General features: G+C 42.7%; 15 protein-coding genes. 3 read left to right on the top strand and 12 right to left on the bottom strand.

The window, feature by feature from the left end:
- Positions 1 to 54 precede the first annotated feature (54 nt).
- The 5 genes from E0F88_RS01545 to E0F88_RS01525 form a co-directional block, all read right to left on the bottom strand.
- Entirely contained in the window at positions 55 to 828 is a 774-nt protein-coding gene (locus E0F88_RS01545) for a DUF1835 domain-containing protein (protein ID WP_131955976.1), read from the bottom strand.
- Positions 829 to 845: 17 nt separating this feature from the next.
- On the bottom strand, positions 846 to 2,435 hold the full coding sequence (locus E0F88_RS01540) for an aldehyde dehydrogenase (NADP(+)) (protein ID WP_131955974.1): 1,590 nt from the start codon (positions 2,433 to 2,435) through the stop codon (positions 846 to 848).
- Between the two features lie 106 nt (positions 2,436 to 2,541).
- Positions 2,542 to 3,504, bottom strand: coding sequence for an AAA family ATPase (locus tag E0F88_RS01535; protein WP_131955972.1), 963 nt, complete (start codon positions 3,502 to 3,504; stop codon positions 2,542 to 2,544).
- Positions 3,505 to 3,563: 59 nt separating this feature from the next.
- Positions 3,564 to 4,934, bottom strand: coding sequence for a peptidylprolyl isomerase (locus E0F88_RS01530; RefSeq protein ID WP_131955970.1), 1,371 nt, complete (start codon positions 4,932 to 4,934; stop codon positions 3,564 to 3,566).
- An 82-nt stretch (positions 4,935 to 5,016) separates the two neighbouring features.
- Positions 5,017 to 7,311 (bottom strand): peptidylprolyl isomerase, encoded by a 2,295-nt coding sequence (locus tag E0F88_RS01525; RefSeq protein ID WP_131955968.1) that lies wholly within the window; start codon positions 7,309 to 7,311, stop codon positions 5,017 to 5,019.
- A gap of 356 nt (positions 7,312 to 7,667) precedes the next feature.
- On the opposite strand from E0F88_RS01525, the gene E0F88_RS01520 reads away from it, so the two are divergent.
- Positions 7,668 to 8,132: a hypothetical protein gene (locus E0F88_RS01520; RefSeq protein ID WP_229213641.1), complete on the top strand. Its 465-nt coding sequence runs from the start codon at positions 7,668 to 7,670 to the stop codon at positions 8,130 to 8,132.
- Positions 8,133 to 8,146: 14 nt separating this feature from the next.
- On the opposite strand, the gene aqpZ is transcribed toward E0F88_RS01520, so the two are convergent.
- The 6 genes from aqpZ to E0F88_RS01490 all read right to left on the bottom strand — a co-directional run bounded on the left by aqpZ (position 8,147) and on the right by E0F88_RS01490 (position 14,521).
- Positions 8,147 to 8,848 (bottom strand): aquaporin Z, encoded by a 702-nt coding sequence (gene aqpZ / locus E0F88_RS01515; RefSeq protein ID WP_262709858.1) that lies wholly within the window; start codon positions 8,846 to 8,848, stop codon positions 8,147 to 8,149.
- Between the two features lie 113 nt (positions 8,849 to 8,961).
- The gene (gloA2, locus tag E0F88_RS01510; RefSeq protein ID WP_131956794.1) at positions 8,962 to 9,351 is read right to left on the bottom strand and encodes an SMU1112c/YaeR family gloxylase I-like metalloprotein; all 390 of its coding nucleotides are present in this window, start codon (positions 9,349 to 9,351) and stop codon (positions 8,962 to 8,964) included.
- 88 nt (positions 9,352 to 9,439) lie between these two features.
- Complete coding sequence (locus tag E0F88_RS01505) at positions 9,440 to 10,630, bottom strand: acyltransferase family protein (protein WP_310589669.1); 1,191 nt, start codon at positions 10,628 to 10,630, stop codon at positions 9,440 to 9,442.
- A 147-nt stretch (positions 10,631 to 10,777) separates the two neighbouring features.
- Positions 10,778 to 12,496, bottom strand: coding sequence for a GMC oxidoreductase (locus E0F88_RS01500; RefSeq protein WP_131955964.1), 1,719 nt, complete (start codon positions 12,494 to 12,496; stop codon positions 10,778 to 10,780).
- Positions 12,497 to 12,582: 86 nt separating this feature from the next.
- Positions 12,583 to 13,182, bottom strand: a complete 600-nt coding sequence (locus E0F88_RS01495) for a gluconate 2-dehydrogenase subunit 3 family protein (protein WP_131955962.1) — start codon at positions 13,180 to 13,182, stop codon at positions 12,583 to 12,585.
- A 244-nt stretch (positions 13,183 to 13,426) separates the two neighbouring features.
- Positions 13,427 to 14,521 (bottom strand): acyl transferase, encoded by a 1,095-nt coding sequence (locus E0F88_RS01490; RefSeq protein WP_131955960.1) that lies wholly within the window; start codon positions 14,519 to 14,521, stop codon positions 13,427 to 13,429.
- A 113-nt stretch (positions 14,522 to 14,634) separates the two neighbouring features.
- Between E0F88_RS01490 and E0F88_RS01485 the strand changes: the two genes are divergently transcribed.
- Positions 14,635 to 15,156, top strand: coding sequence for a hypothetical protein (locus E0F88_RS01485; RefSeq protein WP_131955958.1), 522 nt, complete (start codon positions 14,635 to 14,637; stop codon positions 15,154 to 15,156).
- Here the strand turns inward: E0F88_RS01485 and E0F88_RS01480 are convergent, their stop codons facing one another.
- Positions 15,157 to 16,437, bottom strand: coding sequence for a sensor histidine kinase (locus E0F88_RS01480; protein WP_131955956.1), 1,281 nt, complete (start codon positions 16,435 to 16,437; stop codon positions 15,157 to 15,159).
- Positions 16,438 to 16,794: 357 nt separating this feature from the next.
- On the opposite strand from E0F88_RS01480, the gene hemA reads away from it, so the two are divergent.
- Positions 16,795 to 18,054 carry a glutamyl-tRNA reductase gene (gene hemA, locus E0F88_RS01475; protein WP_131955954.1) on the top strand — a complete coding sequence of 420 codons (1,260 nt, stop codon included), beginning with the start codon at positions 16,795 to 16,797 and terminating at the stop codon, positions 18,052 to 18,054.
- Positions 18,055 to 18,211 lie beyond the last annotated feature (157 nt).

Below are 18,211 nucleotides of genomic sequence, written 5' to 3'. Positions count from 1 at the left end.
GCGAAAATTTATTTGAGATTAAAACTTAAGGAACAAAGGTAAGCATGAAGTTCTCTAGTCTTGTGGCTGATATTCTGGTATCTTTTTCAAAAGACTTTCCACCTGCCAGTCACCAAAGCCATAAATACCCTCACGCGCACCAAATTCTTTGAAAATGGTTTTGAAATCCTGCGTTTTTTTATCCAGAATGATTTCTTTCAAAACCTTCTCAGGACGACCGGATGATTTGTCATTTGAAAAGCGATCCAGCTGAGCCTTGACCACTTCATGCAAGAAAGGAAAATGTGGGGCATAAATACCAGAGAGGTTTTCCAATTCAGCCCTGTTTTGTTTTTTGTAAGCAACCCACAAATCCGAAAGTAATTTGACTTCACCAGCCGTGAGTCGCTGCCGTTCCTGATAGGCTTTTGCAAGTCCGTCACGGTCGAGCGCACCAAAGCCGCGCCAGTCAGCCTTTTCATCCAAAAGCGGTGGTTTTACAAGGTTGATTTTTAAAGTAGCTGAAATTCTTGTTAAAAGTGAAACACAAAACCAAAGGTTAACCTGGCAGAAAAGATCTTCTTCAAACCATAAATTTACTTCTGAACCTTCCGGTATTAAAGCAATTTTATTGAATTCAGGGACAACATCCAGGAAGTAAAATTCTTTTTCTTCACCATATTCCCCTGCTATAAAGCTGGCTCTGGTTTCCCAAAATTCTTCCAGCGTTTCACCGTTTTGCGGTCCGTCGACAAGGCATTCGCGGGCAACAATAATTTCACCCGATAGAATTGTTTCAGGAAAAAAATCCAGCAGCGCATCACCGTTTAGAATATGATATGTAGCCATAATGATAGTTTGTTAGGTTAAATCGCCCGGGCTGTAGTTTCATTGTTGACCAACCTGAAAATACCAAGCGGGTTGCTGTTTTTTAATTCATCGGGGAGCAGCGAATCCGGCCAATCCTGAAACGATTGGGGTCTCACAAAACGTAATATTGAATGTCTACCGACCGAAGTAAAATGCGAAATGCTAGCGGCAGGGAAGGGGCCGCCATGAAACATAGAAGGACAAACTTCCACACCGGTTGGAACGCCATTCATGACAAACCGTCCGCATATTTTTGATAATAAATGCAAAATATCCGGATTGGCCGCTGCTTCTTTTTCCGAAGCCATCAACGATGCAGTCAGCTGACCTTTCAAATGCATCAGTGCGTCCTGCAATTCATCTAGATCGCTGCATACAACCAGTAGCGAAAATGGCCCGAAAACCTCTTCATGTAATTTTGGATTGGCGATAAAATCTTTGCCTGAAACCTTTGCTATTGTAGCCTGAGACTGGTTTTGCTGTTCGGATGATAATCCGGACACCGCAAATTTGGTGACATTGTCCTGCTCCAAAGCCTCTGAACTCAACTTGTAAAAAGCCTTGCAAATACCTGCGGTAAGCATTGTTGCAGGTGCGATATTGGTTATTTCAGACTTATATTGTTCCTCAAAAGTCTCCAGGCCTTCGGTTTTCGTCACAAAAACAAGTCCGGGATTTGTACAAAATTGTCCCGCGCCTAATGTTACCGACCCGGCAAGCGTTTTGGCAAGTGATACAGCGTTAGTTTTCAAATATTCCGGCAAAACGACTATTGGATTAACACTGCCCATTTCTGCATAAACCGGAATAGGTTCCTCTCTTTCCTGAGCCATCCGGTACAATGCCATCCCTCCCTTGTATGAACCTGTAAAACCGACAGCCTTGCTGGCAGGATGTTTTACAAGGGCAGCACCCACCTCAAAACCATCATCATACAACATAGAAAAAATGCCTTCCGGCATTCCGGTTCTCTGGGCAGCCTTCACAATTGCCTGTGCAGTAAGATCGCTCACACCGGGGTGGGCCGCATGAGCTTTAACGATTACCGGATTTCCGGCAGCCCAGGCAGGGCCTGAGTCAACACCCGCCACAGAATAGGCAAAGGGAAAGTTACTGGATCCGAACACGACCACCGGTCCGATGGGAATAAACATTTTACGCAAATCCGGCTTAGGAACAGGAGTGCGGTCAGGGGCGGCGGTATCAATACTGGCATCAACCCATGAGCCTTCACGGATAAGTCCGGCAAATTGTGTCAGCTGATTGATCGTACGGGCACGTTCGCCTTGTAATCTAACCATCGGCAATCCTGTTTCCAGATTCGCTCTTTCCAATAACACATCACCAATTGCCATGATCTCCTCAGTAATAGCAATCAGGAAGTCGGCACGTTTGGTGGTTGGCAATTTAGCAAGTTCGTTAAAAGCCTTTTCTGCCAGCTGCATTGCCTTATTTACTTCATCAGGCGTGGCACAGTGAAATTTTTCAGGGAGATTGGTATCCTGCGCAGGTAGGTATGACTGAAAAGTTTTATCGCTTTGGGAGGAGAGGGAATAACCAATATAATTTTGTCCTTGAATGTTCATTTCGAATCAATTTTTATAAATAAAATTTGGCCTAAAGACAAAAATTTGTGCCATTCCGATTAGACTGACACAAATTCGTATTTTGTTCAAATGCGTTTTCGTCTGATTATACAAGACGTGCGATGATGTCATCTACTGAAATTCCTTCTGCTTCTGCCTTGAAATTTCTGATGATTCGGTGCCTGAGAACAGGCAGCGCCACGGCTTTAATATCTTCGATGTCCGGTGAATATTTTCCTGATAAAAGTGCATTACACTTCGCTGCCAGAATGAGCGCCTGAGAGGCACGAGGGCCAGCTCCCCATTCAAGGTAATCGTTGGTGTCTTTTACCGCATGGGTCGATGTCGGGCGTGTTTTGTGTACCAGCTTCACTGCATATTCAATAACATGATCAGTAACCGGAACACGTCTTACAAGATGCTGGAAATCCATAATTTCTTCAGCAGTGATAACTTCCTTAACCTGATATTTATTATCTGAAGTTGTGCTCTTTACAATACTGACCTCTTCTGCATAAGAAGGATAATCCAGCTGAATCATAAACATGAAACGGTCAAGCTGTGCTTCCGGCAACGGGTATGTTCCTTCCTGTTCAATCGGGTTCTGGGTTGCCAAAACAAAGAATGGACGGTCAAGCGAATGTTTGGCTCCTGCAATGGTTACTGAATATTCCTGCATTGCTTCCAGAAGCGCAGACTGCGTTTTGGGAGGTGTACGGTTAATCTCATCAGCAAGGATAATGTTTGCAAAAATAGGTCCCCTGATAAACTTAAAGTTCCGGTTCTGATCCAAAGTCTCGGATCCTAAAATGTCCGAAGGCATTAAGTCGGGAGTAAACTGAATCCGGTTAAATTTCAAATCAAGCGAAGAAGCAATGGTCTGGATCAGCAGGGTTTTGGCCAGTCCGGGAACACCTACAAGTAAACAATGTCCCTGACAAAAGATCGCAGTAAGTAATTTTTTAACAACATCATCCTGTCCAACAATCACTTTTCCTATTTCACTACGGATTTTTTCATAAGCTATTTTCATAGCTTCAGCTGCTTCAACGTCCGATGAGTACTTCACAAATTTATCTGATTAGTTTCCTTAAATGATACTCGTTTTCAGGGGCACTACTTGTTACTTCAGGAATCTTCACCGGAAGCCATGTCCAGTATTTTACAGTTTTTAAATTCAGGTTCTACGCTGATATATACATCACCCTGCGCTTTCTTGAACCATTCTTCCAATGCCTTGTTACGTTTATTATTAATTACAATTTGCGAAAGTTTTTCGTAATCTTCACGGATACTTGCTGTATGCGGCTCTGTTTTACTTTTGTACCAGATAATCCGCATCGCGCTTCTTCCGTCTTCGGTTCTGAAAGATATAGGTTTGCTAACGCTTCCTACTTTCATTGTATCAATTGCAAAGTATAAAGAAGGATCCATGGAAGCATCCAAGGCAAGCCGGCCCATTCCCGTATTTCTGTCCTGAAGCAGACCGCCTGCTTCGGAAGTTTCTTTATCTTCTGAGTTTTCGCGTGCAGCCTGTGCAAATGACAGTGTATCGGTGGTGATCATGTTACGAAGGCTGTCGAGCTTCTTTAGCGCATCGGTCATGTCAGTTCCTTTGTTGTAATCCGGTCTTAAAAGGATATGGCGTGCGTGGTATTCAGCTCCCCGTGTTTCGATCAGTTTGATTAAATGATAACCGTACTGTGATTCGATGATGCTTGACATTTCCCCTGGTTTCAGCGCAAGTGCTGCTCCTTCAAATTCAGGAAGCATTTTTCCACGCTGCGCAAAACCTAAGTCTCCACCCAATTTGGCAGATCCAAGATCTTCGGAATATATCTGGGCAAGCATAGCAAAGTCCTCGCCTTTTTCGGCCCTGGACTTTAAATCATTCAACTGCTGCACCAATTTATCTTTTTGTTCTCTGGTTACCTGTCCCACACGGACGATGTGCCCGATTTCAACTTCGGCAGGAATATACGGTAAGCTGTCTTTTGGAATTGAGTTGAAAAATTTACGCACATCACTAGGAGTAATTTTTACGTTACCGGTAATTGTACGCTGCATTTTTTCAACAATTTTCTGCTCCTTTACCTGATTTCTAAGCTCAGTTTTTAGATTTTCAATGCTTTTACCATAGGCTTCAACAATGTTCTTTTCTGATCCAAAACGCTGAATCATATAACCCATCTTACCATCCAGTTCATTGTCTACTTCTTTGTCTTCAACGGTTACGGAGTCAATTTCTGCCTTGGCAAGAAGCATTTTGTTGATAATAAGCGATTCCAGAATCTCACATTTTTCCGGAGCTTTTTGTCCGCTTGCTTTGTAGCTGGCGTACATCTCCTCGAGTTCGGAATTTAAAATGTAGTGGTTGTCTACACGGGCGATAATTTTATCGATTGTAACACCCTGCTGGCCCTGTGCGAAAACATCCAGATTAACACCGAATGAGAAAATTGCAAACAGACCGATTGCAACAAGTTTATTTATGTTCATATTGATTATTAAGTTCTTCTGTTTAAGCAGGGTTTTTTGTCTGATAAAAGACGGTTACGGTAATAAAATGCTAAAATACGTTTTAACGCTTAATTTTTTCTAATTCCTGGTCATTGACTTTCACAGGAAATTTTTGGTGCAGGCCTGATAACCACTGTTTTTCCAGTTCTTTCTGGTAAGCATTGATCACACTTCCGCGGGCTTCCATAAATGTTTTCAGCCGTGGCGGTTCAATTGCCTCCACGCGTATCCAGGTTGCCTTGCCGTTATTTGTGATCATTTGTTCTCCGGCCTCCCACTTTACTTTGCTTAGCAACGGGTTTTCTTTGGTAAAATAACCTTCCTGAATCATAACGGATTCCGGGGTTTCAGAATTATAAACTTTCTCTACATCTTTCCGGGAATTACTGTAAAATTGAAAAGCGATTCTGCGGTTACGTGCAGGTTCCATAGACGGGCGGAACGATCCGTAATCTTTCTCAATAATTCTAACGATAGAAATGTTTTTTGAGTTGAGATATTTAATCACATTTTTTATCCGGCTTGCCGAAGTTGATTCCGGTTCCTGAGCAGAACGGTAACCGGCTACTTCCACCAGATAATCCGGATTTCGCTGCATGATTGCAAACAGATCAAACATCTCTTCGGTCTGCTGTTGATTCAGATCGCTGATACCCTCGGCAAATAACAACTCACTCCCTTTTCTTTCCAGGCGGTAAGGGCGTTGGGCAAGTGTTTTTTTAATGGAGTTAATGGTCTGCGTATCCGGAGCCATAATCAGACTGGCTTTTGCCCGTTCTGGAAATGAAAACTGTGTTTTGTTTTTTTCATAAAAAGCTTTTTGGCCAAGAGAATCTGACAGGGATTTTTGCCAGACATGTTCTTCCATTACCTGCGATAACAGAACGCCTTCCCTGATTTCATTAATCAAACTGCGGAATTCAGGACTGGATTCTTCCAGATGTTCTTTTTCGTATGCTGAAAGTTTGCTGGTAAGATAATCCTGGTAGTATCGTCTGAAAACCACTGTCGGAGAAGACCCTTTTAGTTTTACTTTTTGCTGCGATTTCAAAGCGTTAAGAAATTCCAAAGCGTAATAAGGTCGTTGTTCAATATTAAAAAGCACAGTTGTAGACCAGTCGGCAGATACAGCTCTTGCATAGTCCCACTTCGCTGTTAAAATACTGCTGTCAGCTAATGCAGAAATGATTTTCCAGGCTTCCGGTGATTCGGTGACAGTGTATTTTTTTCTCAAACGCTGAGCATTGGTTTCATCAATTACTTTTCCGCGTGAGTCTGTCACCACCTTTTGCCTTAACGAAGATGCCATCGCTGCGTACGGTTCTATCGATTTTTTCTCTACAAGTTTCACAATATGCCAGCCATAAATAGTCAGCACAGGTTTCGAATAGTTTCCAGTTTTATTCAGATTAAATGCTGCTTCTTCGATTTCAGGCACCATTTGTCCTGTACCAAACATAGGAAGTAACCCCTGATTTTTACGTGACTGGCTGTCTGTTGAATATGTTTCTACTACATTATCCCAATCATTGCCCGCCTGTAATTTTGCATAAGCTTCGTCGATTTTTGATTTTGCCAGTTCTTTCTGTACTGGTGTAGAGGTAGAATCCACCTGGATCATAATATGTGCAACCCGGACCATCCCTCTGCTGGCGCGTCTGTCAATAACCTTGATAATATGATATCCGGTTTTGGAACGTACCGGGTTAGATATTTTGCCGACAGGTAAACTGTAAGCTGCATTTTCAAAAGGATAAATGGTTTGGAAAGAAGTGAAATAACCCAGGTCTCCCTTATTTTTTACTGCGGAAGGATCTTTGGAAAAACGTTCAGCCATTTCCCCAAAATCAGCTCCTTCTTCCAAACGACCTCGCAGGGCGATTGCAGCACGGTAGGCTTCCAGCGTATCGGCCGGTGACGCATCTTCGGGTACGGCTATCAAAATATGTGAAGCCCGTACTTCCTGTTTCATTCTGTTGTAAGCCTCATTGGCCAGCTTTTCAACAAGCGCTTTGTCGACCAGGAAATTTTTGGCCAGCTGGTTATAGTATGAATTTATTTCTTCTTTGTAGTCTGAAGTCGTATCACGGCCTTCTTTTTTTGCCTGCATCACCTTGATTTTCACATCAGTGTAAAGATTCAGGTATTCTTCGGGAGTCAATGATCGCGATGAGTCGGATGCGGCCTTATTTTTTTCGTATGAATCCAGGAAATCTGCCTGGGAGAATTTCTCGTTTCCGATTTCTACTAGTGCAGGAGCTTCGGCAGTAACAGTTTTTTGTGTTGAGGCGGGCTTGCGGCAGGAAGTGAAAATGCAGGTCAGGAGCAGGCAAAATATCGAAATTCGTTTAAACATATCAATCTTGGATTCTTAACTGGTAAAACTTAAAGCTTTGTTAAAACTGATTATACAGCTTTCTATTATGATTAACCCGGTAAAGTTATGCTGTTTCCATACAGTATAAAAATGTGAGCGCCTTTCGCACGCTATTTGAGGATCTCATTTTTCATTTCCTGTGGGTTGAACCATGGAAGTAACACCTCAATTACATTACGCAGAAAAATCGAAAATGTGGCTAACATAAAGTTTTTTGTCACTGCATGTAACTAATTTAACTTTAACTTATATTAAAGCTATAAAGTGCCTTTTTAGCCTGTTTTGGGCATAATTATTGTGAGTTATTTTTCATATTCAACTTTTGGAGGACGGTTATGGAAAAGGCACAGGCAAGTGAGTTTGTATTAAAAATCAGTGCACTTTGGAGCGCACAAAAAAGGAGAGAAAACCTGTATCTGGAAGCATTGAGAAAAGATAGCATGGGACCTTTAAGAAGGATGCTCACACAGGGGCATATCAGTGCCGTATTATTCCAAAAGGAAATTCGCTGGATTTACGACTACTTCAAATGTTTTATGACTGATAAGGATCTGGGAGAGCTGTCTTTAACTAATTCAGACAAAAATCTGATGAAAGGTATTGAGGAAAAAGAAGAGATAGCAGGTTATCTGAAAAAGAATGAAGGGAGAAAGTACTTCAGTCCTATAAATCGTTGGTTTCAAACTTGGAAAGCGACTCTGAAACGCGTCGTGTATTGGGAGATCATTTGGACAGAATTTCAGAATTTTATGAAATACTGTCCAAACAAGAAGGGAATAACATCAAAAGTTTACAGCTGAATACTGCTGCGTAATTAGTCTTCTGAATTAAGAAATTTATATACAATTCCAGCAAAAATCGCTCCTGCAACAGGGGCTATAATAAACAGCCACAATTGTTCCAAAGCCCAGCCGCCCACAAATATTGCCTGACTGATACTTCTGGCCGGATTGACCGATGTATTGGTTACCGGAATACTGATCAGGTGAATTAAAGTAAGAGCCAAACCAATTGCCAGCCCGGCAAAACCTATGGAGCTTTTTTTATCCGTTGCTCCTAAAATAACGATCAGAAAAATAAATGTCATTACAAATTCAGTTACCAGGCCAGCGGCCATGCTGTATTTGCCGGGAGAATGCTCTCCGTAACCATTTGCTGCGAAATCACCAATGACACTTCCGTTGCCTGTTACGATAAACTGAAGTACAGCGGCTGCAACAATACCTCCGAAAATTTGTGAGATAATGTAGGGAAGCAAATCCTTCGCGGAAAATCTTCCGCCAATCCAAAGTCCAACGGAAACGGCCGGGTTGAGGTGTGCGCCTGAAATGTGACCAAGCGAATACGCAATAGATAACACGGTGAGCCCGAACGCAAATGAAACGCCTAATAGCCCAATACCAACATGCGGGAATGCTGCTGAAAGAGCAGCGCTGCCACATCCGCCAAGAACAAGCCAGAACGTTCCGATAAATTCTGCAAAATACTTTTTCATAATCTTAATAGTGTTTGTGATAATTTGAGAAATAGACGTGTCCGTCTACTGTTCGTCACAATTTTTCAAGATATGAAACAGAATATTTAGAAATGTTCAGGGAATATTTTGGATTCTGTGTCAGGAAGCGTCAATCAAATTTCGTAAAGTTCAATTGGCAAGTCGTCAGGATCTGCGAAGAAGGTAAATTTCCTGTCCGTGAACTGATCGATTCTGACTGGCTCTGTTACAATTCCTTTTGACTGAAAATGGCTGATCGCTTCTTCAATGTTGCTCACCTGAAAAGCAATATGCCGTAAACCACATGCTTCGGGACGTGAAGGCCGGGCAGGAGGATTTGGGAAAGAAAACAACTCGATACAGTATTGTCCATGTAAAGAAAGGTCAAGTTTGTAGGAATCTCTTTCCTCCCGGTAAACCTCTCTATCGGTATCAAAACCCAGAATTTCAGTGTAAAAATTTTTAGACTTTTCGTAGTCCGAACAAATGATGGCGATGTGATGAACTGATTTTAAAAGCTGCATGCGTTTGGTTGTCTGTAATTTTTTCAAAGATACAGAAGAATGAATAGTTGATCTTGTAAGATATTGGGTTCGGCTCAGTTTAATGAAATTATATTCTGATAAATACTTTTCTTTTGTAAAGACTATACAAAACCCAGAATTCAATCAATAATACCAGTCCTCCGCTGATCAGGGAACGGTAAGCTTCTCCAAACAAAACATCATAGTTTTGCCCCAGATGAATCCGGAAGGAATGATTAATAAACCCGGCCAGTGTATCAGCAAGAATATAAGCGGCAATCGAGTTGCTTCCGATGACGATCAGTAATTTGAACCATGAAGCATTTTGTTTTATATCAACAATAAAATAAAAACCTGACAGCAACAGGAAACACCAGCCGCCGCTGAATAAAGTCCAGGCCGGTGTCCAGATTCTCTTTACAATAGGGTTGATACCGAAGAGATCTAATAAAACGGCAACTGCAAAAAGTACCGCTGAGGTAACCAGATACCTGCCTATCAAAGATGAACCTGCCAAATTGTTTTTAAGCCATTTTCCTGCAATAAGTCCAAGAATCATTGTGCCTAGTGTCGGAATAAAGCTAAGCGTGCTATAACCTCCTCCATTAAAACGAAAAGGGGATTCCCTTGAAAACAGGTTCAAAAACCAGCGATCAAAAGCCCAGGCAGCATTGGTGTTTTTATTCCAGTGCGCTGCAAAACCGGTCAGGTTATGTTCCCAATCTGCAGTAATGCCTGTTTCTGCCCAGTCGAAGTAGAGGCCAGGCAATGGATAGGCGGCAAAGAATATAAAGTAACCGACAAGAATAGAAATCAGAGCTGCCCATTGAACCCGTTCAGATCGGAATCCAAGCGCAAACAACACTGGATAGCCAAGTCCAATCTGAGTCAGTGTGTCTTCAAAAGTGAAGTTAGTTTGTTCCTTATGAAGGGAGCGCAAAAAGAAACCCAGGAGAATCAGGATCAGTGACCGGCGAAATGTATGAAACCACATCATTGTACGACTTTGTTCCCGACCAGCCCGGCTGGCGATGGAGTAGGGCAGGGCTACTCCGACGAGAAAAGAAAACGATGGTTGGATCAGATCGTGAAGCGAACAGCCAACCCAGGAGACATGGCTTTGCTGGAAATCGAGAAATGCCCAGAACGTACTTTCCGGTAAGGCCTCAGCAACCTGCCCGAAGCGCAATACTTCTGCCATCATCAGCAGCATTACAAATCCGCGGTAAGCATCAATGGAAGATACACGCTGAACGGGAGATAGAGGAGAATCTTTCAATAGCGGATGCGGGGTTATATTGAATATTTATTCGCGGCAGATAAATTACGCTTTTACGCATGATTCGGGCCATGCAGTTAAAAAGAAAAAACCTCATCAGATTTACCCAATGAGGTTTTTATATAAAAAATATTCTTTCTGAATCGACTAAACGTTCATTTTCTTTAATTCCTTCACAGCGTGATCGGCTGCACGTGCCGTCATGGCCATGTAGGTAAGCGAAGGATTGACGCAGGATGCAGATGTCATGAACGCACCATCCGTTACGTAAACGTTTTCAGCTCCCCAGATCTGGTTGTGTTTATTCAATACCGACGTTTTAGGATCATTACCCATTCTGGCTGTACCCATTTCGTGTATACCAATTCCGGGATGCTTGGATTCGTCGTTGTACGGCGTTACGTTGGTTAACCCGGCAGCTTCAAGCATTTCTGCCGCATCATTCATCATATCTACCCGCATTTTTTTCTCATTATCACCATAAGCAGCATCAAAAACAACAACAGGAAGTCCCCATTTATCTTTTTCTGTCGGGTGAAGCGTGAAACGGTTTTTTTCGTCCGGCAGCATTTCACCAAAACCACCAAGGTTCATATTCCACGCGCCAGGTTCTGTAAGTGCCTTTTTGAAATCGGCACCGAATCCGTCCATTCCTGCGCCACGTCCCCAGCTATCACGGCTTGCACCACCCTGGTAACCAAATCCGCGCAAATAATCACGTTTGTCAGCGCCCCAGTTACGATACCTTGGTACATAAATTCCGTTTGCACGGCGTCCGAAATAATATTTATCTTCATAACCCGGCATGGTACCGCGTGCACCCACAGCAAGGTGATGGTCCATGATATTACGGCCAAGCTGGTCGCTTTCGTTACCCAATCCATTTGGGAATCGCTTCGACTTGGAATTCATCAGAATAGATGCAGAAGCAATGGCAGAAGCATTCATAAAAATGATCTTCGCGTAATATTCTTTTGTTTCCAGCGTGTTCTGATCTATAATACGCACACCGGTTACTTTACCTGCTTTGTCATCATAAATCAATTCAGAAACGATTGAATCATTTATTAAAGTAAGGTTACCTGTTTTTTGTGCAGCAGGCAAAGTGGAAGACTGCGTACTAAAATAGGCACCATACGGACAGCCACGCATACACATGTTGCGGAACTGACAGGCAGCACGGCCAAGTTCGGTGTGAAATGCCTGAGGCTGTGTTAAATGTGCAGCACGTCCCATGATCATGTGACGCCCGGCAAATTTCTTTTCGATTTCTCCTTTTACTGTTTTTTCAACGCAGTTCATTTGCATTGGTGGCAGATATTGTCCGTCCGGCAATACATCAAGACCGTCTTTTGCACCACTGATTCCGGCAAATTTTTCAACATAATCATACCATGGCGCAATTTCATCGTAACGTACCGGCCAGTCGATGGAGATACCATCTTTGGCATTGGCTTCAAAATCCATAGGATTCAACCTGTAACTCTGGCGTCCCCACAACAGTGAACGGCCGCCGGTGTGGTATGCACGAATCCAGTCAAAACCACGGGTTTCTTTATACGGATTCTCTTTATCGTTTTCAAAAAGATACCGGTGCTCAGAGTTGGCGGTATATCCGGTACGCATTCCTGCCCAGTATTCTTCTTTGGCAACGGTCGTTACACGGCCACGCTGTTCAAGTTCCCACGGAGCAAGTGTTGCTGTTTTGTAGTCTGTTATATGTTTGATATCACGGCCTCTTTCCAGCATCAAAACTTTTAAACCTTTTTCACAAAGCTCTTTTGCTGCCCATCCGCCGCTGATTCCTGACCCAACCACGATCGCATCGAACGTAGCCTGTTTGGTCGCTTTAATATTTAAATTCATGATGAATAATTTTCAGATTTGATATTTTTGAAAAAACCGAACGTTCAAAGGATTTTTACTTTCTCCTTTTCTCCATCCTCCATTATTTACATTGCGTAAGCTTTCTGGCCCGGTTTTAAATCGATGCAGCCGTCATATCGCCCCGGTACCGCCACATAATCCAACGCCTGTGTAGCGCCTGGTTCTGAGGTAAAATAGCCCAGCAATGTCAGTTCTTTCATAAGTCTGAAAAAAGGAACTCCGGCATCTGTATATTCTTTACCAGCTTCGGTGTATTTTTTCTTTTCTTCTCCGGCTTTGGTCATTTCTGCTTTTGCAGAAGCTTCCATTTCTTTAAGGATATTGGTCTGCTCCGCAGGTGTAGCTTTCAGGAAATCCTTTTTCTCGAGTTCTTCCAATCCTTTGTTAAAACTGTTCTGGTCTTTCTCTGTGTAACAGTCTTTTAACATCATCTCCACAAACTCGCCAACCTTGGCATCTTTTGCGCCCGGGGTATCGGTCTTGGGAATGATTATTTCAGCAATTTCTGAAACCATTGTCTTTCTTTCCGCGGGAAACGGGAAGGTAATTCCGGTTGCAGTGTCGCCTGCTTTTTTGCAGCCTTCAAGAAAAGCCAGCATGGTGGGGGCGGAAAGTGCACCACCCATTATCAGCGCCACACGGCCTAGTGCATCACGTCTTTTCATTTGATATATTTACTATAGGTTAACAATCCAAAAGTGTAAAAATACATTAGATAAATGCAATTAAAACAATCCGGCTAATTTAGGAAATATTCTCTGTTATTGATTTGTTAGAACAATTCTATATAAAGGTCAGAACGATATTTAGCTACAAATCAATTTGATACAAATATTAAAATTAAATTAATGTTTGGCCAAAAGCAGAATGGACGAGATTTGCGGATTTAATAATGGTTGTTAAATGCGCTTAAAGTACCATAAGGTTACATCCGCGTATGTCTGAATTGTCAAAACGACCCATTACGTAAAAAGTACCCGGTTCCGTTCCAAATCTGCCAAGGTCCTGCGTTTCTATAAAGGAACATGTATCCAGATTGGCTAAGTCTATGGCGTTGATGCCTCCGGTTTTGGAAACCGACAGATTGTGATCATGAAGAGAAAAGGGGTCGTTTATGTCCCGCAGCAAAATGCGCATCGTGTAGCCGGGGTTAAAAAGCCCTTCACCGTTGGAATATCCCTGAGAAAGTAACTCGGTCATTCCATACTCTGAATGGATGGAAGGAACACCAAAGCCGGATGTTAAAATATCGTGCACTTCTTCGCGCAGCAATTCCTGACGGCGTCCTTTCATGCCGCCGGTATCCATGATGATCAGATTTTTGATGTTTTTTAAAAAAGAAAAATCAAGATCACTTTCCGCGAGGTCAAGCAATGCGAAGGTTACTCCCATGAGCAGAACCGTTTTGCCGTCCGGATTTTGGGAAAGATAACGGAGTCTGTCCAGCATTTCTCCGGTATTGTTCAGATAAAACCCGGACAATTCTGAGGCTGTCTGATCAATAAAATTGTTCATCATATACACCAGAGACGAGTTGTTTCGTTCAAGGTATGATGGCAGCAGTGCGAGAATATGGTAGTTGGTCAGGTCGCCGTAATGCTGCTGAAAGATGCTGGTGGAAACCGAGTTGTAGAGTGGGGCATCAAACAGTGTATGACGGCTTGTTACAGGTGCCATGGTTGCAGTAGCAGTACGTTCCGGCGTCTGCTTTGCAGTAGTTCCGCTGCTTTCGAATGTAGCCGCAGGTGCGGGTGGCTGACCGGTTTGGATGAGGTGGTGCTTGAAGAATTGGATGGGAAGAAACGGAATCTCCGTCAGCTGCTCCACACGGGTTACATCGGTTTTGAGATTGGTCAGGTACTGATGGTAAATGGGATTATGTGTTGCCTGGTAACGGAAAATCTGCAAAGCTAGGTTTTCAAAATCCGGCGCTTTCAGATCGGTGATCTGTTGCCGCAGTGCGCTGCGTAATTGTACAGAAGATTTGTTGCTTGGCAATTCCAATACTGTTACTTTCGTAGATGAAAGACAAAGTTAGAATTTGAAAGTCAAAAACACGAAGCAGGAACAGAAAGTTGTAATGTGAATATTGTCTTTAATGCCTTAACGTAAAAAAAATGAAGTTTAAAATACTCCTCTTTTTTGTTTCCGCCATTGCACTTGCAAGCTGTGTAGACATTCCTGATTTTAGCGATACGCCCACGATTTTTTATAATGGTATAGATCAGTTTACGGTGACGGATGAGTCTGGAACCCGCGAGAAAGTGGTCATAACTATTGATTTTGAAGATGGTGACGGCGACTTAGGCGCGACCGATAGTGAAAGGGATAATGACGCTTTTAAAAAGCCTTATGGTAAATGGGGGAATTATGAACTGGTTACTGCTAGGAAGCTGGCAAATGGCAAATGGCTTGAGACTATTCTTTCGGAAGATTCGGTCAAATGGATGGACATCCTTAAACCAGACGGTAAGCCGGGTCCTATTAAAGGTAAACTTGATCTGAATACTTACTTTGCGAGAGGAAATAACACTATCCCTATAACACTCAAATTTAAGATCCGCATTCGCGACCGGGCTCTACATGTCAGCAATCAAATTGAGACAGATAGCGTAGTTGTTCCGGGTTATCCGTTGTGATCAATCCTCAATCACCTTAGCAGGCAACACAATTCTGAAAGTTGTTCCTTTTCCAATTTCGGAGCTTTTGACAAAGAGCTTTCCGGAATGGTAGTTTTCGATGATCCGTTTGGCGAGTGTAAGTCCAAGTCCCCAGCCGCGTTTTTTTGTGCTGAATCCGGGATCAAATATCTTACTCATGTTAACCTTGGTCATGCCTTTTCCAGTATCAGAAATGTCGATCCTGATCTGATTTGTCAGAGGAGGTGCCTGCAGGGTTACATTGATCTCACCAATACCACCCATGGCATCCACTGCGTTTTTGCAGATGTTTTCAACAACCCATTCAAACAGGTTTTTATTCAAAGAAGCAGTTTGTTCAGGAACGAGCTGGTTATCAACTGTAAATTTTACTTTTGAAGAAACTCTTCTCTGCAGATAAGAAACGAAGTTGGAGACAATTTCTGCCACAGGTTCTTCCTGCATAATCGGTACAGAACCAATGTTTGAAAAACGCGTGGTGATCATTTCCAGCCGGATCACATCCTTTTCGATTTCTTCTGCAATCGAAGGGTCAATATTCGGATCACTGCGAAAATATTCCACCCAGGCCATTAATGAAGAAAGGGGAGTTCCAAGCTGATGGGCAGTTTCTTTCGCTAACCCAACCCAAACCCGGTTTTGCTCCGCTTTTCTTGCAGAGCTAAACGCGAGATAAGCCAGATAACCGATCAGCAGCATCACCGAAAGTTGTATAAAGGGATAATATCTCAGCTGTGTGAGCAAAAATGAATTGCTGTAATAAATGTATCCCGCTCTGCCTTTCCCGATTTCCACAGGAATGGGAGGATGCTCCTGTTTCATAAGTTCCAGCTTTTCATCAATGATCTGCTCTCTTTCTCTTAAAGAAGCAGTTGGAGGAAAATCGATATTGATGGTTTGACTGGCAAGATTGTTGTCGTCCACATAAATAACCGGGATCTGATAAAAAGAGACAGCGTCCTGGATCACCTGAAGCAGAACAGTTATATTCTCATTAATCGAACTGGTTGTTATGGTTCTTACCAGCTCTGCATATAAAATCACTTCACGTTCTTCACGCTCTTCCAGCTTGTCAACCAGATCGTTCGTGTAAAATAGTGACCCGATACTGAGAATAAGCAGTATCACCGCAGTCATATATTTTAGAAAATTCCTTTGGTCATACGTATCCGCAAGAGACCTCCTCAACCTGCTGCTGTTGAGAAGTGCCACCGGATGCAGGCGAAATTTTGGTTTTGGTTTCTTGGGATCGGTAATCATTAATGTCGGAATCCGATGAGTGTAATGCGAGAATATCAAAATTCTGAACGAAGATAACCCGCTTCTATTCAAAATCAGTTAAACGGAGCGAGGGAATTTCTAACCCGGAGACTTCGTTACAACCTTTACAAGTAACGAAAAATAATCGTGCTTAGTGGATTAAGCGTCTTTAAAACATCCGGTTAAAGGTCATTAAAAGAACTGATCTGAATCATGAATGAAGCGGAGCAGGCTCAGGAAATTTGTAATGCGGGAGGCTTTTTATTTATATGTTTTCTAAATAAACATCCGCGCTTGGTTATACTTTCCTATTGTAAGTTTTGTGCTGTATTTTTGTAAATAGAATTAGAAATAGTGATGTATAATCATTTCAAATCAATAAGTTTATCACACCGGAAAGCACCTCTAGCGATTAGAGAACAGCTGGCATTGAATGAGGAGAGCGCTAAGGGAATCATGCTCCGTTTGAAGGATTTCTTTGATGTGACTGATGTTCTGACGGTTTCTACCTGCAATCGTACTGAAATATATTATTCTTCTTCTGAGGATTTGAACGAGGAGATTATCAAGCTTTTGCTGATTGAAAAAGGAATTTCTGACGTTCAGCCCTTTCTTGATTATTTCGAAAAATATTCAGCCGGCGAAAGTGCTGTTCAGCATTTGTTCGAAGTTGCAACCGGGCTTCATTCACAGGTTGTGGGTGACATGCAGATTCCAAATCAGATCAAGCATGCTTACCAATGGACTGCGGACCTGAACCTTGCCGGTCCTTTTTTACACCGTTTACTTCACACAATCTTTTTTGCCAACAAACGCGTTGCCCAGGAAACGTTTTTCCGGGATGGCGCTGCTTCTGTTTCTTATGCGGCAGTTGAGCTTTTGGACGGCTTGATGCCAAATCCTAAGATTCTGGTTGTAGGTCTTGGAGAAATAGGAAGCGATGTTTGCCGCAACCTGGCGCAAAAAACCGGTGCGGATGTAACGATTATCAACCGGACCCGCAGCAGGGCGGACGCGCTGGCAGCAGAACTTGGTTTCCGGGTTGCCGATGTAACGGACATCGACGCGGAAGTTTCCCGTGCCGACATTATTGTATCTTCTATTGCGCGTTATGAGCCTTTTTTTACAAAAGAAATGATGGTTCGTCTTCGGGGCATGTCGTTTAAATATTTTATTGATCTTTCTGTACCACGCAGTGTTTCTCCGGATGTTGAAGAAATTCCGGGCGTGATGTTATATACTATTGATTCAATCCGCAGCAGAGCGGACGAGGCGCTCAACCGCAGGCTGGCAGCAGTTCCGCACGTTCGCGAGATTATTGACGAAGCGGTTCTTGAGTTTAATGACTGGTCAAAAGAAATGATCGTTTCACCGACTATCCAAAAACTGAAAGGTGCTTTGGAACAGATCAGAAAAGAAGAACTGACACGTTTTACTAAAAATTTGAGTGATTCTGAACTTGAAAAAGTTGAGCGTATCACAACCAGCATGATGCAGAAAATTCTCAAGCTGCCGGTTCTTCAGCTTAAAGCGGCGTGCAAAAGAGGAGAAGCCGAAACGCTGATCGATGTGCTGAATGACCTCTTCAATCTGGAAAAACAGAAAGAGAGTCACTGAAGTTTGAATAATACTATGGCGATAAAAAAGCCCCTGTACCACAAAATGGTTTACAGGGGCTTTTACATTAAAAGAGCGGAAACCTGTTGATTTCCGCTCTAAGCATTACCTTACCCTCCACAATAATCTAGAATTTTTTTATATCAGTCCCGAGAAG

Origin of the sequence: Dyadobacter psychrotolerans (assembly GCF_004349265.1) — a bacterium.
GTDB classification, from domain to species: Bacteria; Bacteroidota; Bacteroidia; order Cytophagales; family Spirosomataceae; genus Dyadobacter; species Dyadobacter psychrotolerans.
Note: the sequence above shows the minus strand (reverse complement) of the source record. Positions and strands in the feature narration are given on the sequence as shown.